Origin of the sequence: Halomonas llamarensis (assembly GCF_023555005.1) — a bacterium.
Classification (GTDB): Bacteria; Pseudomonadota; Gammaproteobacteria; order Pseudomonadales; family Halomonadaceae; genus Vreelandella; species Vreelandella llamarensis.
Genome location: NZ_JAMJPJ010000024.1, coordinates 31650 through 52084 on the forward strand (window position 1 = coordinate 31650; position 20435 = coordinate 52084).

Below are 20435 nucleotides of genomic sequence, written 5' to 3' on the forward strand. Positions count from 1 at the left end.
GGCTCCTAGCGGATTGGCGTTAACAATCTGATGGTATTAATCCTATCACGGCCTCGGCAAACGCACCCAACCCCCCGTTTGCTGCGCCACAAAGCCCTCAAGTTCAAGCATCAAAAGCCGCTGCTGACACTCGCTAACCGAAATGGCTGCCTGCTGCACCAAGGTATCAATCGGCGTCGGCACCTCAGACAGGACGGTTAACAACGTATCCGGCACCGGCTCATTGCTGGGCGTTTCCGCAGGCGACATTGCGGCGGGCTCATCGAGCGGCGGTGGAATAAACGTTTCGGCCCAGTGTTGCAACTCATCGAGAATATCGCGGCTACTGCGCGCAAGCGTTGCCCCCGTTCGCAATAGCTGCAGGCAGCCGTGGGCTTGAAGGTTATGGATGGAGCTCGGGATGGCAAAAAGCTCGCGGCCCTGCTCAAGCGCTAAACGCGCGCTCACCAGCGAGCCACTCTTCTCAGCGGCTTCGACTACCAAGGTACCTAGCGAAAGGCCGGTGACGATACGGTTTCGCCGGGGAAAATACGCCGGTCGAGCGGCTGTGCCCAGCGGGTGCTCCGCTAGCACCAAGCCACCGGGCGTTTGGCTTAAGCGATCATACAAATCCCGGTGACGGGCCGGGTAAATCACATCAATACCGCTAGCGAGCACCGCGATACTCGCCCCACCGGCGTCAAGCGCCGCCCGCTGCGCCAATGCATCAATCCCCAATGCCATCCCGCTCACCACGCACCAGCCGCGGCGGGCAAAATCGCGGGCGAAGGCTTGCGCATTGGCCGCCCCTTCTGACGTCGGCCGCCGCGTCCCCACCATCGCAAGCCCTGGCAGCGCAAGCGCCTGCACATCCCCTTGCGCCCACACCACCGGCGGCGGGTCAGCGATTTCGCTTAAAAGCGCTGGCCAAGCGGGGTGGCCGCGGTGGAGCAGGACGCGATGCGGCGCGGCGGCCACCCAGGCAAGGTTGTCTTTCACCACGTTTTGTAGCGGGCTGCGCGCAGGGTGGTCGAGCCACAACCGCAGCTCAGACGCTGCCTGCGGGGGCAGTAATGCCAGCCACCCGTGCGGCCATTCGGGGCTTTGCTCGGCGAGTTTTGCGATGCGCTGGGCACCCAGCCCCGGTAGCGCACTGAGTACCAACCACTCCTTGGCATCCATCACACTCTCCTTTTTTATAAATCCTTTTAGACGATCCTTGATAGACGCGTTTGCGTCTAGCGCGGGGTTCTCACGCGATCACCCACCGCTAGCACGCGGGAGGCCTCCACCACTAAAGCGTAGCTTACGTGGTCATAGGGTTTAAATATCATCAGTGCCCCGGCCGCTTCGGCGGGCAGTTGCAATACCTCCTGAGTGCGCGGGTCGTTCACGCGCTCCCCTTGCTGATCGACACGCAGCACATGACCTGGCTGCAAGCCGTCTTGGGTACCCAAATCAACCACCACGACCTGCAAACGGCCAATAAAGCGCACGCCGCCAGGCACGGCGAGAATAGAGCCGCTCACCTGGTTACGCGGGGCGCGGGGCATAAAGGGATCATCCGCAAAGGGCAATTCCAGTGGTAGTACGATGTCATCATTGCGCACTTCAAACTCAGCCCGGCGCACCTCTAGCTGGGCAATATCGCCTTCGCGGCGCATCAGTACCGCTTCTCCCACACTGACCAGCTCAATCCCCAGCACGTCCCCGTCGGCCCCCACATAGGGCTCACCTTGGCGATAGAGGCCCATCGGCTCGCCGCGTACCATCGTGCTTTCGTCACGCGTTTGATCGGTTAGGCGCACGTAGATCCTATCTCCCGCGCCGCTGATCAAGCGTTGATCATCCCCGGCGACCACATAGGCGAGCGTGTTAAGCGCCTCGGCGTTATCAACAATCCGGTGCTGGCGTAAAAACGCCTCGACCGCTTCGCGCGGCAGCGGCTCAATCGCCTCGCGATGGGGCAGCGTACGCACCACAGGGGAGAGCTTGACCACATGCGTGCCGCGCTCAAGCTGAATACACGGCATTCCCTGGCAATCGCGTAGCGTCAGCTTATCGCCGGGGTAGATACGGTGTGGGTTTTCGATCTGCGGGTTTTCGCGCCACAGCTCGGGCCACTGCCAAGGCGCGTGCAAAAACCGCGCGGCGATGTCCCAAAGCGTATCGCCCGCTTCCACCGTGTAACGCTCGGGGGCATCGTCGCGAAGACGCTCCCAGGCATTGACCGGTGCTGCGAGTAATACACTGATAAGTATCACACTGAAAAGTATTACACTGATAAGCGCAGCGTTGTGCTTTTGCCATGCCCAGCGAGTGCGCCGATGTACCGCGTTGTCATCCCTTGCCATGCGCTCTCCCGTTTGACGTGTCTGCCATTGGCGCCCAATGCTCAAGCGCTTGCTAGCATGATATAATGAAAGACAACTATGAACATAGGCAGGGCACCTAACGCGCCAGCCTTGTTCGTTTTAGACACCTATATTAACGACACACCTATATTAACGACTCCACATAACGGTATTACAACGCTATGGCTATACGTTCAATCCTAGAGTATCCCGACGAGCGGCTGCGCACGAAGGCCGCGCCGATTGAGAACGTCGATGATGAGGTTCGAAAGCTTGTCGATGACATGCTCGACACCATGTACGACGCTCGCGGCATCGGCCTTGCCGCCACCCAAGTTGATGTCCACCGCCGCGTGGTGGTAATGGATGTCAGCGACGAAAACAGCCAGCCGCTGGTATTAATTAACCCAAGCTATACGCCGCTTGGCGAGGAAAAAGAGCTGCTTTCCGAAGGCTGCTTGTCGATCCCCGAGTACTACGCCGATGTGCCGCGCTATTTAAAAGTGAAGCTCAATGCGCTCGACCGCAATGGCGAACCTTATGAGCTTGAAGCCGACGGCCTACTCTCACACTGCATTCAGCACGAGTTCGATCATCTGGAAGGCGTGCTGTTTGTCGATTACCTCTCGCCACTCAAACGTAATCGTGTGCTCAAGAAAATGCAGAAACGCCACAAACTGGAGCAGGACGCTTAACGCATGCCATCACTGCGCGTTGTTTTTGCCGGCACGCCGGACTTCGCCGCCGCAAGCCTAGGGGCGCTTTTAGCCAGCGAGCATAACGTCGTCGGCGTTTACACTCAGCCCGACCGCCCTGCCGGGCGCGGGCGTAAGCTCACCCCCAGCCCGGTAAAAAAACGAGCCCTTGAGCACAATCTGCCCGTCTACCAGCCGGTATCGTTAAAAAGCGCTGACGCTCAATCGGCGCTAGCCGCGCTAAACGCCGACGTCATGGTGGTCGTCGCGTATGGGTTATTGTTGCCTCAGGCGGTGCTGGGTATTCCACGTTTGGGCTGTGTCAACGTTCACGCCTCGCTCTTACCCCGCTGGCGCGGTGCGGCACCGCTTCAGCGTGCTATCGAAGCGGGGGATAGTGAGTCGGGCGTTGCCATCATGCAAATGGACGCGGGGCTTGATACCGGCGCAGTCTTAAATGAGGCGCGCACGCCCATTACGCCCACCACCACCGGCGGCGAGCTGCACGATACCCTTGCCGAACTTGGCGCCACCACGTTGGTTGCCACATTGGATGCCATGGCCAACGGTCAGGCACGCGCCCAACCGCAGCCGGAAGAAGGCGTGAGCTACGCGGCTAAGCTCTCCAAAGCCGAGGCAGAACTTGATTTCACTCAGTCGGCAGCGGCGCTGGCGGCCAAAATCCGTGCCTTCAACCCCTGGCCGGTGGCCTGGTGCGCGCTGGGCGATGAACGCCTGCGCCTGTTGATGGCCAGTGCCGAAGAGGCCTCGTCTGCTGCTTCTGCGATGCCTGGTACGCTGCTAGCGCCAGGGCGCGACTGCCTGCGTCTTGCCTGCGGCGCACACGGCGACGAGGTACTGCAAGTGCAAAAAGCACAGCTTCCCGGCGGCAAAGCGATGGCAGTGCGGGATTTACTCAACGCCCGCCACGCGCGCTTAGCCCCCGGCAACGTACTGGGTAACGATATTGGCACCACGCCGCAAGGAGACGCTTAATGGACTCACCGCGCAGCCCCCAAACCGGAAACGGCCAGGAAGTTCGCGCCGCTGCCGCCCGCGCGCTCACACCGGTTCTCAGTGACAAAGGCTCGCTCGCCGGGCTGGATGAGCACAGCGTTATCACCCGTGATCGCGCGCTGCTCAAAGAGCTCTGCTACGGCACCTGCCGCCGCTTACCACGTTTAGAGGCACTTGCCAACGAACTGCTAAAACAGCCGTTCAAAAAACGCGACATGGACGTGCAGGCCCTGCTGTTACTGGGTATTTATCAGCTGCTTTATATGCGCATCCCGGCGCATGCAGCAGTGGGTGAAACCGCCGGGGCGGCGCGGCTTATCGGCAAAGAGTGGGCGACGCGCGTGCTCAACGGTTGCCTACGCCGCCTGCAGCGCGAAGCCGACGCCCTGCAAGCCCGCGTCGATCGCGACCCGTACATTGCGTTGGAGCACCCGCCGTGGCTGTTGACCACGCTGAAAGAAGCGTGGCCAGACCACTGGCGCGATATCGCCGAGGCCAATAATCAGCCCGGCCCAATGACACTGCGCGTCAATCAGCATCACAACGACCGCGAAGCCTATTTAGCCCAACTCGCGTCACAAGGGTTAGACGCGCATCTTTGCGCCCACGCACCCGACGGCATCACGTTGGACACGCCCTGCGACGTCAGCGTACTCCCCGGTTTTGCCGAGGGTTTGGTCAGCGTGCAGGATGAAGCTGCGCAGCTCTCCGCCGCGCTGTTAGGCCCTGCCATCGCGCCACGCCCCGGCGCCCACGTACTCGACGCCTGCTGCGCGCCGGGCGGTAAGACCGCGCATCTTTTGGAGCAGTTTCATATTGCCCTGACCGCCGTGGATAGCGATAACCAACGCCTCGCCCGGGTCGAGGACACGCTAACGCGCCTGGGGCTTGAAGCGGAGCTGCGCCACGGTGATGCCACTAACCGTGATTGGTGGCAAGGCACCACCTTTGATGCCATCTTGCTTGATGCACCGTGCTCGGGCACCGGCGTGATTCGCCGCCACCCGGATATCAAAAAACTGCGCCGCCAAGAGGATATTCAGCAGCTGGCTAAGCTTCAGAGGCGGCTGTTAGATAATCTCTGGCCGCTTCTGAACGAAGGCGGCACGCTGCTCTACGCTACGTGTTCGGTACTCCCCGACGAGAACGCTGACCAAGTTGAGGCATTTTTGCAACGCACGCCCGATGCCCATGTCACCACGCCAACGGGTGTCACCTGGGGCGAAAAAAGCGGCGCGGGCCGGCAACTTTTCCCGCAACCCAACGGCCACGACGGCTTTTTTTATGCCAGACTGGAAAAGCGTACCGCTAAGTAAAGCGGCGACTTTTTGTGACGAGCTATCTCGTCACGAGCGGTCAACGTATTACGAAGCAAGCCATTAAAGACCATGAAGGAGCGACGAATGAGCCATCATACTTATAAGCACATTGAGCTAACCGGATCCTCAGAAAAAAGCATGGAAGACGCGGTGCAAAGCGCCATTGGCAAAGCCGCCGAATCGGTCAAGCACATGCGTTGGTTTGAAGTGGTAGAAACCCGTGGCCATATCGAAGACGGCCGCGTTGCCCACTGGCAGGTCACGGTTAAAGTTGGCTTCACGCTGGAATAACGCCCGACCCTGCTTTTTAGCGGCGGCTGGTTTACACTAGCCGCCGCTTTCTATTGCAGCGCAGTGTTTGCGCACTAACGGGGACGGCAAACTGATGAAAATCATCATTCTCGGCGCCGGCCAAGTCGGCGGCACGTTGGCAGAACACCTCGCGCGCGAAGAAAACGACATCACCGTGGTGGACACCGACGCCAACAAGCTGCGCGAGTTACATACCAAACTCGATATTCGCACCGTGACGGGCGCGGGCTCTTACCCCGTGGTGCTACGCCAAGCGGGGTGCGAAGATGCCGATATGTTGATCGCGGTGACCAGCGCCGACGAGATCAACATGATCGCCTGCCAAGTCGCGCATACGCTGTTTCGCACCCCAACCAAAATTGCCCGAGTGCGCGCCACCGCCTATTTGACCCGCAAGGGGCTCTTCGCCCATGAAGCGATCCCCATCGATGTCTTGATCAGCCCCGAGCAGGTGGTCACCGACCACGTGCGCCGTTTGATTGAGCACCCTGGCGCACTGCAGGTACTGGAATTTGCCGGGGGCATGGTGCAGCTAGTCGCGGTGAGGGCCTTCTACGGCGGCCCGTTGGTAGGGCAAGACTTGGCTTTCTTGCGCCGCCACATGCCCAACGTCGATACCCGCGTCGCGGCGATTTACCGCCGCAACCGGCCGATCATCCCGCGTGGCGACACGGTGATTGAAGCCGATGATGAAGTGTTCTTTATCGCCGCGCGGCGAGACATCCGCGCGGTAATGAGCGAGCTTCGGCGCGTTGAACGCGACTTCCGCCGCGTGGTGATTGCCGGTGGCGGTAATATTGGCGAGCGCCTTGCCGAACACCTGGAGCACAGCCATCAGGTCAAAATCATTGAGCATAGCCTGGAGCGCTGTACCCACCTCGCTGAGCGGCTCGACCGTACCGTCGTGCTGCATGGCAGTGCCACCAGCAAACGCCTGCTGGAAGAAGAGAACATTGAAGATTGCGATATCTTTTGTGCCCTGACCAACGACGACGAGGTCAACATTATGTCGTCTTTGTTGGCCAAGCGACTCGGGGCGAAAAAAGTCCTCACGTTGATCAATAACGCCGCTTACGTCGATCTTGTGCAAGGGGGCGATATCGATATTGCTATCTCACCTCAGCAGGCCACCATCGGCAGCCTACTGACCCACGTGCGCCGCGGCGATATCGTCAACGTTCACTCGTTGCGCCGCGGCGCGGCAGAAGCGATCGAGGCCATCGCCCACGGCGACAAACAATCGTCGAAAGTGGTAGGCCGCTCCATCGGTGAGATTGACCTGCCAGAGGGCACCACCATTGGTGCTATCGTGCGCGGTAAAGAAGTGCTCATTGCCCATGACAATGTCGTGGTGGCATCGGGTGATCACATCATCTTGTTTGTCATCGACAAGCGCCGTATACGCGACGTGGAGCGGCTGTTCCAGGTCGGGCTGACCTTCTTCTAGGGAGTCGAAATGAGCCTGCGGGTAATTCTGCGTATATTAGGGCTGCTGCTGATACTGTTCAGCCTGACCATGATGCCGCCCATTCTGATCTCACTGTGGTTTCGCGACGGCGTGTGGGATGCCTTTTTGATCGGCATCGCGATTACCGTGCTTACCGGGCTTTTGTTCTTTCTGCCTAATCGTAATGAGCGTAAAGAGCTGCGCATTCGCGACGGTTTTATCATCGCGGCGATGTTCTGGACGGTGCTAGCGCTATTCGGTTCACTGCCGCTGATGCTGTTCGGCGACGGCGCGTTGTCGCTTACCGATGCGGTGTTCGAGTCGTTTTCGGGGCTCACCACCACCGGCGCCACGGTGATTACCGGTATCGAGTTCCTGCCCGAATCAATTCTCTACTATCGCCAGCAGCTGCAGTGGCTCGGCGGCATGGGGATTGTGGTATTGGCCGTCGCGATTTTGCCCACACTCGGCGTGGGCGGCATGGCGCTCTATCGCACCGAAATTCCAGGCCCACTGAAAGACTCCAAACTCACCCCACGCATTACCGAAACCGCCAAAGCACTGTGGTACATCTACGCGTCGCTGACGCTCACCTGTATGGTGGCTTATATGGTCGCGGGCATGAATTGGTTTGATGCGCTGGGGCACAGTTTCTCTACCGTGGCCATTGGCGGGTTCTCCACTTATGACGCCAGTATCGGTCACTTTGACAACGCCGCCATCGAGCTCATTTGCGTAGGCTTTATGTTGATTTCGGCATTCAGTTTCAGCCTGCATTTCGTCGCTTGGCGCGAGAAAAGTTTAACCCACTACTTCCAAGACCCTGAAGCTCGCTTTTTAATGCTGTTTTTACTCGGGTTAACCACCGTGACCGTGATTTCTCTATGGTTGACGGATACGTATGATACCCAGCTTGGCCTGCGCCACGGGCTGTTTGAGGTTGTCGCCGTGGCTACCACGGCAGGTTTTGCCGTCGCCGACTTTTCCGCCTGGCCCGGTGCGCTGCCGTTCTTACTTTTTGTTGCCGCCTTTGTTGGCGGCTGTTCGGGCTCCACCGGCGGCGGGATGAAAGTCATCCGTATTATTTTGATCATGAAGCAGGGCATGCGCGAAGTCATGCGCTTGATCCACCCCAACGCGGTCATCGCCGTCAAAGTGGGCAAGGTCAGCGTACCGGATAGCATTGCCCAAGCGGTATGGGGGTTTTTCTCGGCTTACGTGATGCTGTTCTTTTTGATGCTGGTCGGCGTCATGGCCACCGGGGTGGATCAGGTAACTGCCTGGTCAACCGTTGGCTCCGCGCTTAATAACCTAGGCCCAGCACTCGGCGAAGCCAGTGGGCATTACGGTGACATGCCCACGCTTGCCAAGTGGATTTTAGTCGTGGCCATGCTGCTTGGCCGGTTAGAAATTTTCACGATTTTAGTGCTGTTTACGCCCGCCTTCTGGCGCCGCTAAACGCCTTTTCACCCCGTTTTCATCATGTTTTTTATCGAGTGCTGAATGAGCCTAACTGATACTGCCTCCACGCTTCCCGCCACCAGCGGGCCGCTCAAAACCTTCACCATTGGGGATACGCGCTACACCCTGCTGGGTACCGCTCACGTCTCTGCTGAAAGCGCCGATGACGTGCGCAAGCTCATGGATACCGGTGAATTTGATGCCGTCGCCATCGAACTCTGCGATGCTCGCCACCACAGCATGGCCAACCCCGATGCCATGGGCGAGCAAGATTTATTCCAGGTGTTCAAACAGGGCAAAGCCGGCATGGTCGCCGCCAGCCTAGCCCTTGGGGCTTTTCAGCAGCGTATTGCTGAGCAGTCCGGCATTCAGCCGGGCGCTGAGATGCGCGCCGCCGTTGATGAGGCCAAACGCCTCGACTTGCCGTTGGTGCTGATTGACCGCGACGTGGGCATCACGCTCAAGCGCATTTACCGCAACGTGCCTTGGTGGCAGCGTTTTTCGCTCTTTTCCGGGCTTTTGGGCAGCGTTCTCTCGCGCCAAAACGTCGCCCAGGAAGAGATCGAAAAGCTCAAAGAAGGCGACATGCTGGAAGCCACCTTCAGCGAATTTGCCGCTGAGTCAGAAGCGCTCTACACCCCGTTGATTCGTGAGCGCGACCGCTACATGGCACTGCGCCTGGCCGAAGATGCGCCACCTGGGCGCTACCAGCACGTGCTCGTGATCCTGGGCGCCGGGCACTTAAAAGGCACTGGCGAGCATTTAGAAGCACCGCTACCGGATTCGCCTACCACGGAACGTGAGTCACTAGAAGCCTCACCGCCGCCCTCCAAACTGTGGAAAATATTGCCTTGGGCGATTACCGCGCTAGTACTCATCGGCTTTGCGATTGGCTTTTCGCGCAATACCGAGCTTGGCTGGCAGCTAGTGTTGGAGTGGTTTTTGATCAACGGCGTGCTCTCCGCTGCAGCCACCATCGCGGCACTGGCCCACCCGGTCACCGTGATCGCGACCTTTTTCGCTGCGCCGCTGACATCGCTCAATCCCACCATCGGCGCGGGCTTTGTCGCCGCTGGGGTCGAGCTCTTTATGCGCAAACCGAAAGTGCGCGACTTCTCGACGCTGCGCCACGATGTTGCGCACCTGAAAGGCTGGTGGAAAAACCGCGTCTCGCGCACCTTGTTAGTTTTCATGCTCGCCACCCTCGGCTCCGCCGCCGGCACTTGGATTGCCGGGTTTAGAATCGCCGGGGCGCTGTTTGGCAGCGCGGCGTGAACACCTTGGTACGTTCCCCGTGGCAAGCGGATGCGCTTTTGCTACGGGTCACACTGGTGGTTGACGCGCCAACAAACGTTGCATCGCATCCGTGGGGGTTGTGATCTTATGGTACTTGCGGCTTGCAGCGTAGCTTGCGTTAAACGCCTCGAAGTAATCATCAAGCACATCGGCGGCATCAACATCGCCGCCTTGGCGCAGAAGCTCGGCGGCAACTTCAGCGGTGCATAAATGCGCTTTTGACGCCGGTTTACGCAGCCGATAGCGGGTTTCCCGTTCGCTGCGAAGTGGCAACACCGGCAGCGCATCCAGGTAAGGACTTTTGCGAAAAATCCGCCGCGCTTGGCGCCATGTGCCATCAATAAGAATATAGACGGGCGTTTTACCGCTGGCTTTTGCCTGCGTCACAGCATCAATTGATACCACGCGGTCGGCGTAGTCGGGTTGGTCATCGGGGAACACCACAAAAGGCGCAAAGCGCTCATCCGCGAGCAGCGCCAGCAAGCGTGCATCCGGTTCGGTGCGGTGCCAGGTAAACACCTCCGTTTGCGCCAGCACATCGCCAATCAAACGCCCGGTATTGGTCGGCTTATAATGCTCAATCCGATGGGTCAAAAGCCACACCTGGGCCTCGCTTTCGGCCGTGACCTTATACGGGCAAAGACAGTTCAGCACCGGTAAATTGCACCCTGCACAGCGCTCAACAAAACTACCTCGCGCCTTAAACTCACGCCGCGGATGCCCCGTCGCCGGGTCAATCTCGGCGGAGGCATGGTTATCGAGTGGCGAAGGCATCTACGCTCCAAGATTGGAAAAGCCAGTGAGTATAAAACGAGCGGGGTTTTCGCGCCTTCCACTCACAGATTGAGTAACATTTTCACGATCCGCCGCTATTCATGCCGCCATATGCCGGTGCGCTTCTTCCAGGTCGTAAGCGTTTTGCAGCCTCAGCCAGTAACCTTCGGTGGTCCCGAAGAAGCGCGAAAGCCGTATGTCGGTATCGGCAGTGATGCCACGGCGCCCAAGGGTAATGTCACCCACGCGCGTAGAAGGCATCCCTGTTGCTTCAGCCAGGGCGCGCTTGGTTAGACCCATTGGTTCCATAAAATCTTCCCAGAGAATTTCGCCGGGATGAATGTTTGGCAATTGCTTGGCCATGTTCCTCACCTCCTGTCAGTGGTAGTCAACAATCTCAACGTCATACGCATTTCCGCTCTCGAACCGAAAGCATAGTCGCCACTGATCATTAATACGGATGCTGTGCTGTCCTTCGCGGTCGCCTTTCAGTGCTTCAAGCCGGTTGCCGGGCGATCGTCCAGAGTAGCGGCTGCTACCAGCTGTCGAAGCTTCTTCCGAGCGTTGCGCTGCATATTCTGCGGCAACTTACGCGATACATTGCCCTGGTTGATGGTTTCGGTCTGCTGATCCTTAAAACTTTTAATCACCTGCTTTCCTTGGCCAAAACCTTCTATCAATAATAATGCATAACGTTCTTCATTGCATAGTGACAATGCGCGCTGACCACTCGAAGCGCGGGTTGGCCTTGTAGAGGGCAATATCGAGGCGCTTGAAGAGCTGACCAGCATCCTCGGCTTTACCAACCTGGATGCATGCTAGCCTGGCTGTTACCCCATAAGGTTTGCCATTGGGCCTGACGGTAATACGTCAAAAATGGGGCTGCTTCATTGCGCAACGGGTAACTACGCTATCAGACAAACATGGCAACAGAGGAGGCAATGATGAGTATCCCGCAACCTGAGACGTTCTATTTTGATAGCGACGCGGTCGGCGGCTCACTAACATCGCTTTGGCGGCAAGACGCTTAAATCCGGCAGAATCCTGCCCATTGCAGGTAAGATGCCTAGACCTACACTTCCCACCGACGAGGAGTCCCTATGCCCGCCTATGTGGTGATGATCAAAGAGCACACCCACGACAGTGATGAAATGGAACGCTACAGCGAAAAAGCCAAAGCCGCCCGCGAAGGCCACGACCCGGAGCCGCTCGCCTTTTACGGTGACTTTAAAGTGCTCGAAGGCAGCGCCATGGAAGGAGCGGTGATTTTACGCTTCCCTGATATGGCTGCCGCCCGCGCCTGGTATGAAAGTCCCGCCTACCAGGAAGCCCGCCAGCACCGTTTTCAGGGGGCGGACTATCGGGTGTTTATCGTGGATGGCATTGAAGGCGCCTAGAAGACACCCCATCGTTCATCATAAGAGGACCGCATCATGATCAAGTCACGCGAAGACCTCGACGCCATCAAACAGTCGTGTCATTCGTTAGTCACGAGAAGTTCAGGCCTATCTGCCGGGGCGGCGATCATTCCCATCCCCGGGGTGGATATTGGCTCAGACGTAGCCATATTGATGCGGTTGATTCCCCAAATTAATGAAAAATTTGGCTTATCGCCTGAACAAATCGAAAGTCTAGACAGCGAATCCAAGCTCTTTGTGATGACCGCCATTTCCAATACCGGCAGCAAGCTGGCCGGGAAATACATCACCAAAAAACTCATCGTGACGGTGCTCAACAAGATGGGCATCAAGGTCGCCGCAAAAGGCGTGACAAAGTTCGTCCCGCTGATCGGCAACGTCGTGGCAGGCAGCATCAGCTTCACCGCCATGAAGGTGATGGGCAACCGGCATATCGAAGACTGCTATCAAATTGCCCTGGAAGCTTTGGAAAAAGAGCGGCTTGCGCATGAAATCGTGATCGAGCCAGAGCCAGAATCAGAGCCAGCAACGAACTCTCCTCAGTCGTAATAGCTCGGTGATCAGCCTTCTTTCAGCAGTATAAAATGCTCAATCAACCGTATCATCAGCGTTTTCTGATCGGGCAGGCTTTCAGCCACTAACAACGCTAACGCCACCAGGGTGTTGTCGTTGATCAGTTGCTCGACGGGCCGGGCGAGTAAAGACGCGTTGCGGCGCAGGTACCACAAAAACAGAAACGAGCCACAGCGCTTATTTCCATCGGCCAATGGATGGTTTTTAACCACAAAGTAAAGCAGGTGCGCCGCTCGGGTGGCTACGTTGGGGTAAAACAGTTCGTCGCCAAAGCCCTGTTCAATGGTGGCCAAGGCTGATGTCAAACCGTCGCCCCGCACCTGCCCAAACAGTTCGGTTGCCTCGCCTTTGGCGATCAAGGTTTGCTTTAACTCACCAATGGCTGCCAAGGCTTCTTCCAGCTCCAGCGAGTGCATACCGGGCTGCTTGATGTTTAGCTCGGTTAATTGTTGTTCGTCATAACCTTGCAGCAAGCTCCAGGAACGCGCGTAGTCGCTAATTACACGCGCTACGGCCTCGCCTTCTGTTGAAACCAGGCCCTGATTGGTCAAGGTGCGGCTGAGTAGCGTTAGCGCCTGTTCAAACTCTATGCCACGCTCGGTTAAGCGGCGCTGGTTTAGGGTATAGCCTTGGACCAGATATTGTTTGAGTACATCTGTGGCCCACTTACGGAACTGCACACCACGCTTAGATTTCACGCGGTAGCCAACTGAGATGACGACATCAAGATTGAAGTGATCAACCTGATAAGATTTGCCATCTTCGGCAGTATGTGCAATTTTTGCACATACTGAATTTCGCTCCAACTCCCCCTCTTTAAAAACATTGCGAATGTGCTTTGTAATAACCGAACGCTCGCGTCCGAACAGTTCACACATCTGCGCCTGGCTCAACCAAACGGTCTCTTGCTCCAGGGCCACCTCTAGGTGTGCTTGCCCATCTTCGCTGGTGAATATCTGTATTTGCTGGTCATTCATGAGTGTTGCCTCCCAGGTTTACATCAAGCTCCATGCATCTCCAAAGCAAGCATCACTCAATGCAGCAGTATTCACCTTTGCCTACCCAAGCACGCCTGTTATCAGAGATAAAGTATAACCTTATCAAATAACTGATTATTTATACATATTTATATCATCATAATCCTGCCAAATAAAAGTGGACACTTCAACGCACAAAAACCATCACCACCAACGTCAGCAGTAGCAGGCACAAGCATGGGTATGATCAGGAATGCACCTGATCTATGCCGACTCCAGTCGGATACCGAGACATGAGTCTATCGCTAACACCCGTAAGACGCCCTATCCCGCGCCTTTTCTGGCACCGTCCTGGCGTGCCTATGTCATCACGTCATTAATATCGCTGCCAATACTGTTTGGGTTGCTTATTGGTCATTCCGGAGCCTGTCCGAATGTAAAATCACCCCTTCAGCGCTGATTGGCACCTTCGATTACGCCTACCTCATCTTTGCTAGTCGCTGGGGTTACCTGCTATCCAGCAAAGTGCCCGTCGCCATGACTTGGCTGGGTATGGGCTCTGCGAGGAAGCCAAGCTGACCGAGACTGAACGGAAGCTCTTTGCCGGACGGCAGTTTTTGAACAGCTATTGCGTTGAAGGCCTGGGGGCCGAACAGAGCCCGTTACGTGAAGGCTTTGAGTCTGCGCGCGCGCAGTTGCTCGGTTAAAAAGGCGACCCGTTGCGTTGTTTCCAAACATACATGTGCCGGCTAACCCATCTATTCAGATCATATTATGAGCCGATTAAGGTTTTTATTCGGCTTATGGGCCAGTGAGATGGATTCTTCGAATAGAAAGGGCCGTCACTTGGACAGCCCTTTCGTTCTATGCATGAATCAGGAATACAGAAAGTAAAGCAGCTCAACGCTTACCTTCATTGCGCAGCTTGGCCATTTGATCTAGCGCAAGACCAGTCGCTTCAGCAATTTGCTCGTCACTAAGCACCCCCAGCTTGAGCAGATGACGGGCTGTTTTCTCAATGCCCAGCTTTTCACCTTCTTGACGCTCTTGCTGAGCCCAGTTTTCCAAATTTTCTGCCAACATGTCTTTATCCTCCACCAAACTGTTGAGCTGATTGAGCTATTGGCTACGCGGTCAGCAACTCCATTTCCCCGCGGCTACGAACCGGATGGCGAATCCCCTCTTTGGCTATATTCACTTCCAATGCCACTTTTGCAGTCTCCAGCACGCCAACATCAATTTGGTAGCCCCCTCGGGACATCAGCCAGTCAAGCACCTCCGCCAAGTGCCAGATTGAGGCACTGCCTTCGTGAACCGGCACAGGAAACGTCGCTCGGTGGGTAAGCATCAACTTGCGCATTGCCTGTCGGGAAATACCCACAACGTCTGCTACATCCGTCAGACCTACAAGATCCGGTGAGGCTTCGATCAGCCGCGCGGAAGGGATCGCTCTTTTAACGTCAACCAGTGCCGTTCGAACCGCGTCCTCGGCGTTGCCCGCTTCACGAGAGAATTCCAGCGCCAAGCGGCCCGGCTGCCCCACGCCCACCAGAGCATCATCACAACCGGCAGCGCCCAAACGCTCCACCAGCGCATCTAGGTCGGCGTCACTGTCAGCCAGTTGGTATTTCAGCGTAAAAATATATTCCATTCTTCAACCCTCCGGCTCCGCTTCGTCTCGACGCTTGTGGGTCGAGCACTTGTCCACCACTCTCCGAATTGCCCGGGCGTGGCTGCCGGGATTTTTCGGTGTACTCCACACGCTCGCGATACAAAACTCACCGCAGCGGCATTCATCATCATTATAGGGGCAGTAAATTTTGCCCCAAGCATGACTACCGCCGACTTCAACTCGCCAGCCCTCTCTTTCCGCATGTTTGAGAGCAGTTTCAATCTCTTTTTTCGGATGTGCCGGACGAGTCATTATTTACCTCTGAGTATGAAGTCACCCCCAAAGGTTGTCAATCGACAACCAGTGTGCAGCAGTTCATGTGCTTACCGACGTTTATCTGAATAAGTAGGCTCGAGAGACTCTTAACCCTAATAAAAATTAAGAAAAAATATCCGTTAATGCAAGGTTTGCCCAACAGATTGTTTGATCATTATAGGTGAGCCTATTGGCTATATCCTGAACACGCCTCCAAGAGTTGCTTGCCCACGGGATTCAGCGGCTGCCGTTTAGGCCAAAAGGCAATCAGGTTCCGGTCACACCAGCTTGTTTGGAGCGCGCACTAATGATTCACGTCAAATAGCTGTTCATTACTGAATATGAACCATTGCATCAAGTTCTTTCATAGCATGGGAAATGTCTGCCATCATCAGCGCCCAAAAACAGAAAGGGCAACCACTCGGACTGCCCTTTCATTTATGTGCGAATCGGGGATACGAGAGTAAAAGCAGATCAGCGCTTACCTTCAATGCGCAGCTTCGCCACTTCATCTAGTGCTAGACCAGTCGCTTCTGCAATTTGCTCGTCACTAAGCACTCCCAGCTTGAGCAGATTACGGGCTGTTTTCTCAATACCCAGCTTCTCACCTTTCTCAATACCCAGCCTTTCGCCTTCCTGGCGTTCTTGCTGAGCCCAATTTTCCAAATTTTCTGCCAACATGTCTTTATCCTCCACCAAACTGTTGAGCTGATTGAGGTCGACCTCAGCCCCGAGCCGCTGCAGGTGGCGTTTAAGCCAGCGGGTAATAATCTTGTCGATACGTTCTTTGTGAGGATCAGCCTGAATAATCGCCACGATCCGATCCACGGCTTGCTGCAGCCCCTGGCGATTCGTGGAGGCCTTCTCGATACTGAACACCCCGCTTAGCGGCGACTGTACCAAACCTAACTGTTCATCAGTATAGCGCCCTTCATCGACCAAGTAATAACGCATCCGTGGCTGGTAGACCTGTAGGAGACCCGGCGGTTCCGGAGTGATCATGTCATAGAGGTCTAATGATACTGTCCAGCGTTCTGAACCGTTATAAAGCACTAATGGAAACACCGGCGGTAATCCCTGGCCGGGCGTGATGATCTTCTGCTTGAGCAACTCACTGTAAAAGCAAGCGGCGTAGTGCATCAGCCTAACCGGCATGGTGCGATCTACAGAGGACTGAAACTCCAACAAGATGTACAGATACACCTCTTGGGTCACGCCCTGCCAGTTGACGTTGACTGACCACACCACATCATCAATTTTTTCTTCGAACAGCGGCGTAATGTAGTTGCCGCTATGGCTTTTCAGAGTAGAAAAGTCCATTAACTGAGCAATCTCGGCGGGCGCAAAGCCTTCGATAAGTTGCTGCACAAACTCAGGATAGCTGAACAGCTCTTTGTAGCCGGTATCGTGATGGTTGTTGACCATGGAGACCTCTGCCAATCGTTACAAGACAGATTACCATGCTCATCTCCCTGTAATACATTCACAAGATATAATGAAGGGCCTGTTAAGCTTTGCATTCACTCAGTAATTGCTGGCCAACCTGATTCAGCGGCTGCCGTTTAGGCCAAAAGGCAATCAGGTTCCGGTCACGTCGGGGTGATAACGGCAGCATGACCACGTTAGCCATTGGCTTATCATTTAACGCCAATGTGGGCACCAGGCTCACGCCCACATCGCCAGCGACCATCTGTAATAACGTTCGCGTATCACGTACCCAGAAATCCACCTGGAAGGTATCGACCTCCTCCATCGAGTGGGCAAATATTTGCTGGATAAGCGCTTCACAACCGCCTGACGACATAACAAGCGGGTGCTCCGCCAGTTCCGCCACCGTCACGCTGGCTTGTTTGGTGAGTGGATGGTTTGCGGGCAGTACGGCAACAATCTCGTCCTTCTTTAATAGCTGCCAATCAAAGTGCTCACGCCAGTAGGTGAGATTCAACTGGGAGACATCGGTTGTGATGCCCATGTTGATCACGCCGCTTTCCACCCACTCCTTTATCTCTTCTTCCATCCCTTCCAGAACAAGGCTAATGGCATCCGGGTAGCGGCTCGTAAAGCTCGCAAGCAGGGGCGACAACCAGCCAGATAACGCACTGGGAATAACACCTATCTTCAGCGTTTCATCCGCCTCGTTATGAAACCGCCCTACTTGCTGGCTTAATACCTGAAGCTCACCCACCACTTTCCTGGCGCTAGTAAGCACTAACTCTCCTAGCGCGGTGGGTGCCAGCCCTTCTGGGCTTTTTATGATCAGCGGGCCACCTGCCAGATTCTCCAGTGCCTGCATGGAATGACTCACACCCGATTGGCTAACGCCAAGGCGCTCCGCCGCACGGGTATAAGACTGCGCTTCCGCCACGGCAATCAGCGCGCGAAGTTGGGCAATGGAGATATCCGCCCCTCTGATCATCACAACTCCTCATGGCGACCATGACCTAATTGAGTTTCCAGCGGCATGTTAGCGGCTTCTATGCTGGCCCTTCCCTTATCATCGTGACCAGGAGCCCGCATGTCTATCGTCCTGGCGCTAAACGCCATGGTGCTGCTCGGCAGTACGCACTTTATCAATGGCCTGCTCGCCCGTTTTTACCCGTCGCTCAATATTGCGTTTTACACCCATCTGGGCGGCGCGCTTGTCGGCTTTGCCGGAGCACTGCTCTTTTCCACCTGGGAGCCAACCGTGTGGATATGGGGCGCACTGGCGGGCATCGGCTCCGCCCTTGGGGCATGGCTGCTTTACCAGGGGTTATCCCGGGCGCCCTTTGCCATCGTGGTGCCTGTTAGCGCGGTCGCGATGGTGACCATCGCTCTTGGACTCTCGTTGGTTTTTCTTAGCGAGCGACCCAATGCCTGGGTATGGCTAGGCGTTATGTTAGTCCTGCCCGCTATCTGGTTAACGGCAGGCGGGGGTAAACCGAGCAAAATGCGGATGAATAGCAGCACCAGAGCGGGCCTGCTATTGGGTTTAGGCGCAGGCTTAGGGTTTGCCTTGCAGCTCCACTTCCTTGGCCAAGTGCCTGAGCCAAGCGCTTTCTATGGGATAGCACTCTGCATGCTCAGCGGCGCCGTATGTTGTCTGCCCTTTTATCAATACGCACACCCAGCACGAAAGCGCTTTCCACCGTTGGCAACTGCAGCGGGCGGTATCAGTGCATTGGGGCTCACGCTGTATGCGATATCGCGGGAAGGACAGCTAGCCATTATCAGCATCGTGATTGTGTCGATGTACCCACTGATACCGGTTGTATTTGGCTCGCTGGTGCGTAGGGAAAGGGTTAACAGTGCCAGTATGGTGGGGATATTGCTTTCAGTTGTGGCGATGGTGATGATTTTGGCGGGGGGGGGGCAGACACCTTACTGTTGTTAAAGGCTTTTTTATATTGTGAGATGTTTAAGCCCTCATAACGTCCATAATTAACTAATTTTAAGGGCATATGAGAGAAGGGGGCGAAGCATCGTGGATGAACTCCTATTAACAGAACAACGACAAGGACCTATTCTTTCTAATAAAAACTAAGCTTATAACAGAATTGTATATTCATTACTCTACATGTAGTGAAATAAAAGCATGCTACCATATTAGTAAGTTCAAGTAGCTATAATAACGAGCTGGCCGTGGAGGATGCAGCGTGACAGGAACTAAACAAGTTGGCTCTACTGAGATAATGAAAGGCTCTATGTTTCAAGCAGATGGGCGACCAGTACATGATCTTGGTCATTATCTTCTGACTGAAATTCAGCACAACATTGGCAAAGGGGCCTACGAATATACAGAAGTGCTTTCCTGGGCCTTTGAAAAAATAGGAATCGCTCACTTCAGCTATGTCTATGTGGGCTATCTACCTCCAGAGGCAGATAAGGCGGTCATTTTGGGCAACTATCCGAAGGACTGGGTAAAACTCTATGAATCGCATGCTCTATATCGTAAGGATCCTATAATTAATCACTCTTCAAAAACCTCCTCAGCTTTTTTCTGGGAGGATAGCTTAAGAAGAGACAATGAATCAAACCAAATATTTAATATGTCGGCTCAATATGGCATTGAGCAGGGATTTACTGTTCCAGTACATGAGCCCGGTTGCGCTTTCGGATCAATGCATTTAGCAGCTAGCAAAGAAAATTTAGAGTTTGAAAAAGTTGTGCAGAATTACTCATATTTAATATCTACTATTAGCTACATAGCTCACCAACAACGTCCAAACCTTGCTAGGTTAAAACCTTACCAACGCCTTACAGAGCGGGAAGCCGAGTGCCTACACTGGGTTGCAATGGGCAAGTCCTATGGAGAAATTGCTTTGATACTAAGCATATCCGAAAGGACTGTTAAATTCCATGCTCAGAATATAATTAAAAAATTGGATTCAGTTAATATTAAGCAAGCGATGACAAAGGCTCTACGCATGAACTTGATTTGAGAGAGTAACTATGCGCATCGCAATTTTTATTATGTTTATTAGCAATAAACATAATTTTTTCAAGCGCCTTCGAACAGCATGGAAGATTTCCGTAATAAACTTTTTCGCTTAATGACCCAGTACCCGTATTGAGAACATTGAGGGGCCATCCACACATCCTTAAGATACGCACCATCATTTCATCAACAACCACTTCATAGCTTGCAATCCCTCTCTCCATACCAAAGTCTATCATGCTTATAAATAAAGCATGTGTTCTTATATCAATACTTCTTTTATCATAAAAGTGAAATTTATCAGGAGTAATAAAAAACCGCGAGGCCTCCCATGTATATTTAGTAAGCGCGCCACTAACCACATCTTCTCAACCTGAGTTTTGCTGATCACACTGAGGCATTCTTTATCCAGGAGATCCTCATGGTCCAAGAACTCAATGCTATGCAGGCGTTTTGGCTCGGCCATCTT

Annotated in this window: 24 protein-coding genes; 11 read left to right on the forward strand and 13 right to left on the reverse strand. The window is 55.0% G+C overall.

Features of this window, described 5'->3' with window-relative positions; genetic code table 11:
• Positions 1-45 precede the first annotated feature (45 nt).
• Both dprA and M8006_RS13135 read right to left on the reverse strand, forming a co-directional pair.
• A complete protein-coding gene (gene dprA, locus M8006_RS13130) occupies positions 46-1161 on the reverse strand; it encodes a DNA-processing protein DprA (protein WP_250082920.1) in 1116 nt (371 codons plus the stop codon).
• 56 nt (positions 1162-1217) lie between these two features.
• Positions 1218-2333, reverse strand: a complete 1116-nt coding sequence (locus M8006_RS13135) for a LysM peptidoglycan-binding domain-containing protein (RefSeq protein WP_250082921.1) — start codon at positions 2331-2333, stop codon at positions 1218-1220.
• Between the two features lie 182 nt (positions 2334-2515).
• On the opposite strand from M8006_RS13135, the gene def reads away from it, so the two are divergent.
• The 7 genes from def (at position 2516) to M8006_RS13170 (ending at position 9859) form a co-directional block, all read left to right on the forward strand.
• A complete protein-coding gene (gene def, locus M8006_RS13140; protein ID WP_250082924.1) occupies positions 2516-3028 on the forward strand; it encodes a peptide deformylase in 513 nt (170 codons plus the stop codon).
• Positions 3029-3031: 3 nt separating this feature from the next.
• Positions 3032-4024: a methionyl-tRNA formyltransferase gene (fmt, locus tag M8006_RS13145; protein ID WP_250082925.1), complete on the forward strand. Its 993-nt coding sequence runs from the start codon at positions 3032-3034 to the stop codon at positions 4022-4024.
• Positions 4024-5361, forward strand: a complete 1338-nt coding sequence (gene rsmB, locus M8006_RS13150) for a 16S rRNA (cytosine(967)-C(5))-methyltransferase RsmB (RefSeq protein ID WP_250082927.1) — start codon at positions 4024-4026, stop codon at positions 5359-5361. Before fmt ends, rsmB begins: the two co-directional genes overlap by 1 nt.
• Before the next feature lie 87 nt (positions 5362-5448).
• The gene (locus tag M8006_RS13155) at positions 5449-5655 is read left to right on the forward strand and encodes a dodecin (RefSeq protein WP_250082945.1); all 207 of its coding nucleotides are present in this window, start codon (positions 5449-5451) and stop codon (positions 5653-5655) included.
• 94 nt (positions 5656-5749) lie between these two features.
• Positions 5750-7123 carry a Trk system potassium transporter TrkA gene (gene trkA / locus M8006_RS13160; RefSeq protein ID WP_250082947.1) on the forward strand — a complete coding sequence of 458 codons (1374 nt, stop codon included), beginning with the start codon at positions 5750-5752 and terminating at the stop codon, positions 7121-7123.
• Positions 7124-7132: 9 nt separating this feature from the next.
• A complete protein-coding gene (locus tag M8006_RS13165) occupies positions 7133-8581 on the forward strand; it encodes a TrkH family potassium uptake protein (protein ID WP_250082949.1) in 1449 nt (482 codons plus the stop codon).
• Positions 8582-8626: 45 nt separating this feature from the next.
• Positions 8627-9859, forward strand: a complete 1233-nt coding sequence (locus M8006_RS13170) for a TraB/GumN family protein (protein WP_250082951.1) — start codon at positions 8627-8629, stop codon at positions 9857-9859.
• Between the two features lie 48 nt (positions 9860-9907).
• Here M8006_RS13170 and M8006_RS13175 read toward each other — a convergent pair whose 3' ends face one another.
• The 4 genes from M8006_RS13175 to M8006_RS13190 form a co-directional block, all read right to left on the reverse strand.
• Positions 9908-10654 (reverse strand): tRNA-uridine aminocarboxypropyltransferase, encoded by a 747-nt coding sequence (locus M8006_RS13175; RefSeq protein ID WP_250082953.1) that lies wholly within the window; start codon positions 10652-10654, stop codon positions 9908-9910.
• 99 nt (positions 10655-10753) lie between these two features.
• Entirely contained in the window at positions 10754-11017 is a 264-nt protein-coding gene (locus M8006_RS13180) for a HigA family addiction module antitoxin (protein WP_250082955.1), read from the reverse strand.
• 15 nt (positions 11018-11032) lie between these two features.
• Positions 11033-11146: a type II toxin-antitoxin system RelE/ParE family toxin gene (locus M8006_RS13185; RefSeq protein ID WP_284047057.1), complete on the reverse strand. Its 114-nt coding sequence runs from the start codon at positions 11144-11146 to the stop codon at positions 11033-11035.
• Positions 11143-11445 (reverse strand): hypothetical protein, encoded by a 303-nt coding sequence (locus M8006_RS13190; RefSeq protein WP_250082957.1) that lies wholly within the window; start codon positions 11443-11445, stop codon positions 11143-11145. The genes M8006_RS13185 and M8006_RS13190 overlap by 4 nt, the downstream gene beginning before the upstream one ends.
• Positions 11446-11754: 309 nt before the next feature.
• Here M8006_RS13190 and M8006_RS13195 point away from each other — a divergent pair, with 309 nt between their 5' ends.
• Positions 11755-12051 carry a DUF1330 domain-containing protein gene (locus tag M8006_RS13195; RefSeq protein ID WP_250082960.1) on the forward strand — a complete coding sequence of 99 codons (297 nt, stop codon included), beginning with the start codon at positions 11755-11757 and terminating at the stop codon, positions 12049-12051.
• A 36-nt stretch (positions 12052-12087) separates the two neighbouring features.
• On the forward strand, positions 12088-12621 hold the full coding sequence (locus M8006_RS13200) for a hypothetical protein (protein WP_250082961.1): 534 nt from the start codon (positions 12088-12090) through the stop codon (positions 12619-12621).
• Positions 12622-12632: 11 nt separating this feature from the next.
• Here the strand turns inward: M8006_RS13200 and M8006_RS13205 are convergent, their stop codons facing one another.
• The 5 genes from M8006_RS13205 to M8006_RS13225 form a co-directional block, all read right to left on the reverse strand.
• Positions 12633-13622 (reverse strand): virulence RhuM family protein/type II toxin-antitoxin system death-on-curing family toxin, encoded by a 990-nt coding sequence (locus M8006_RS13205; protein WP_250082963.1) that lies wholly within the window; start codon positions 13620-13622, stop codon positions 12633-12635.
• A 900-nt stretch (positions 13623-14522) separates the two neighbouring features.
• Positions 14523-14705 carry a hypothetical protein gene (locus tag M8006_RS13210; protein WP_250082965.1) on the reverse strand — a complete coding sequence of 61 codons (183 nt, stop codon included), beginning with the start codon at positions 14703-14705 and terminating at the stop codon, positions 14523-14525.
• A 43-nt stretch (positions 14706-14748) separates the two neighbouring features.
• Positions 14749-15273: a helix-turn-helix transcriptional regulator gene (locus M8006_RS13215; protein ID WP_250082968.1), complete on the reverse strand. Its 525-nt coding sequence runs from the start codon at positions 15271-15273 to the stop codon at positions 14749-14751.
• 750 nt (positions 15274-16023) lie between these two features.
• The gene (locus M8006_RS13220) at positions 16024-16974 is read right to left on the reverse strand and encodes an Rpn family recombination-promoting nuclease/putative transposase (RefSeq protein WP_250082969.1); all 951 of its coding nucleotides are present in this window, start codon (positions 16972-16974) and stop codon (positions 16024-16026) included.
• An 82-nt stretch (positions 16975-17056) separates the two neighbouring features.
• Positions 17057-17965 carry a LysR family transcriptional regulator gene (locus tag M8006_RS13225; RefSeq protein WP_250082972.1) on the reverse strand — a complete coding sequence of 303 codons (909 nt, stop codon included), beginning with the start codon at positions 17963-17965 and terminating at the stop codon, positions 17057-17059.
• Between the two features lie 99 nt (positions 17966-18064).
• Between M8006_RS13225 and M8006_RS13230 the strand changes: the two genes are divergently transcribed.
• Together M8006_RS13230 and M8006_RS13235 are read left to right on the forward strand one after the other, a co-directional pair.
• Positions 18065-18922 carry a DMT family transporter gene (locus tag M8006_RS13230; protein ID WP_250082973.1) on the forward strand — a complete coding sequence of 286 codons (858 nt, stop codon included), beginning with the start codon at positions 18065-18067 and terminating at the stop codon, positions 18920-18922.
• 262 nt (positions 18923-19184) lie between these two features.
• Positions 19185-19970, forward strand: a complete 786-nt coding sequence (locus M8006_RS13235; protein WP_250082975.1) for a helix-turn-helix transcriptional regulator — start codon at positions 19185-19187, stop codon at positions 19968-19970.
• Here M8006_RS13235 and M8006_RS18415 read toward each other — a convergent pair.
• Together M8006_RS18415 and M8006_RS13240 are read right to left on the reverse strand one after the other, a co-directional pair.
• Positions 19927-20328 carry an acyl-homoserine-lactone synthase gene (locus M8006_RS18415; protein WP_430886829.1) on the reverse strand — a complete coding sequence of 134 codons (402 nt, stop codon included), beginning with the start codon at positions 20326-20328 and terminating at the stop codon, positions 19927-19929. The two genes, M8006_RS13235 and M8006_RS18415, sit on opposite strands and share 44 nt — an antisense overlap.
• On the reverse strand, positions 20229-20435 hold a 207-nt coding region (locus tag M8006_RS13240), incomplete at its 5' end, for a hypothetical protein (protein WP_250082977.1). The genes M8006_RS13240 and M8006_RS18415, both read right to left, overlap by 100 nt.

Bases quoted from the DNA above. Each gene is read 5' to 3' on its own strand.
- M8006_RS13220 (WP_250082969.1), bottom strand. From the start codon at position 16,974: ATGGTCAACAACCATCACGATACCGGCTACAAAGAGCTGTTCAGCTAT.
- M8006_RS13200 (WP_250082961.1), top strand. From the start codon at position 12,088: ATGATCAAGTCACGCGAAGACCTCGACGCCATCAAACAGTCGTGTCAT.
- M8006_RS13175 (WP_250082953.1), bottom strand. From the start codon at position 10,654: ATGCCTTCGCCACTCGATAACCATGCCTCCGCCGAGATTGACCCGGCG.
- M8006_RS13180 (WP_250082955.1), bottom strand. From the start codon at position 11,017: ATGGCCAAGCAATTGCCAAACATTCATCCCGGCGAAATTCTCTGGGAA.
- M8006_RS13205 (WP_250082963.1), bottom strand. From the start codon at position 13,622: ATGAATGACCAGCAAATACAGATATTCACCAGCGAAGATGGGCAAGCA.
- dprA (WP_250082920.1), bottom strand. From the start codon at position 1,161: ATGGATGCCAAGGAGTGGTTGGTACTCAGTGCGCTACCGGGGCTGGGT.
- M8006_RS13225 (WP_250082972.1), bottom strand. From the start codon at position 17,965: ATGATCAGAGGGGCGGATATCTCCATTGCCCAACTTCGCGCGCTGATT.
- M8006_RS13155 (WP_250082945.1), top strand. From the start codon at position 5,449: ATGAGCCATCATACTTATAAGCACATTGAGCTAACCGGATCCTCAGAA.
- M8006_RS13190 (WP_250082957.1), bottom strand. From the start codon at position 11,445: ATGCTGGTCAGCTCTTCAAGCGCCTCGATATTGCCCTCTACAAGGCCA.
- M8006_RS13210 (WP_250082965.1), bottom strand. From the start codon at position 14,705: ATGTTGGCAGAAAATTTGGAAAACTGGGCTCAGCAAGAGCGTCAAGAA.
- def (WP_250082924.1), top strand. From the start codon at position 2,516: ATGGCTATACGTTCAATCCTAGAGTATCCCGACGAGCGGCTGCGCACG.
- M8006_RS13135 (WP_250082921.1), bottom strand. From the start codon at position 2,333: ATGGCAAGGGATGACAACGCGGTACATCGGCGCACTCGCTGGGCATGG.
- rsmB (WP_250082927.1), top strand. From the start codon at position 4,024: ATGGACTCACCGCGCAGCCCCCAAACCGGAAACGGCCAGGAAGTTCGC.
- M8006_RS13215 (WP_250082968.1), bottom strand. From the start codon at position 15,273: ATGGAATATATTTTTACGCTGAAATACCAACTGGCTGACAGTGACGCC.
- fmt (WP_250082925.1), top strand. From the start codon at position 3,032: ATGCCATCACTGCGCGTTGTTTTTGCCGGCACGCCGGACTTCGCCGCC.
- M8006_RS13195 (WP_250082960.1), top strand. From the start codon at position 11,755: ATGCCCGCCTATGTGGTGATGATCAAAGAGCACACCCACGACAGTGAT.
- M8006_RS13170 (WP_250082951.1), top strand. From the start codon at position 8,627: ATGAGCCTAACTGATACTGCCTCCACGCTTCCCGCCACCAGCGGGCCG.
- M8006_RS13230 (WP_250082973.1), top strand. From the start codon at position 18,065: ATGTCTATCGTCCTGGCGCTAAACGCCATGGTGCTGCTCGGCAGTACG.
- M8006_RS13165 (WP_250082949.1), top strand. From the start codon at position 7,133: ATGAGCCTGCGGGTAATTCTGCGTATATTAGGGCTGCTGCTGATACTG.
- trkA (WP_250082947.1), top strand. From the start codon at position 5,750: ATGAAAATCATCATTCTCGGCGCCGGCCAAGTCGGCGGCACGTTGGCA.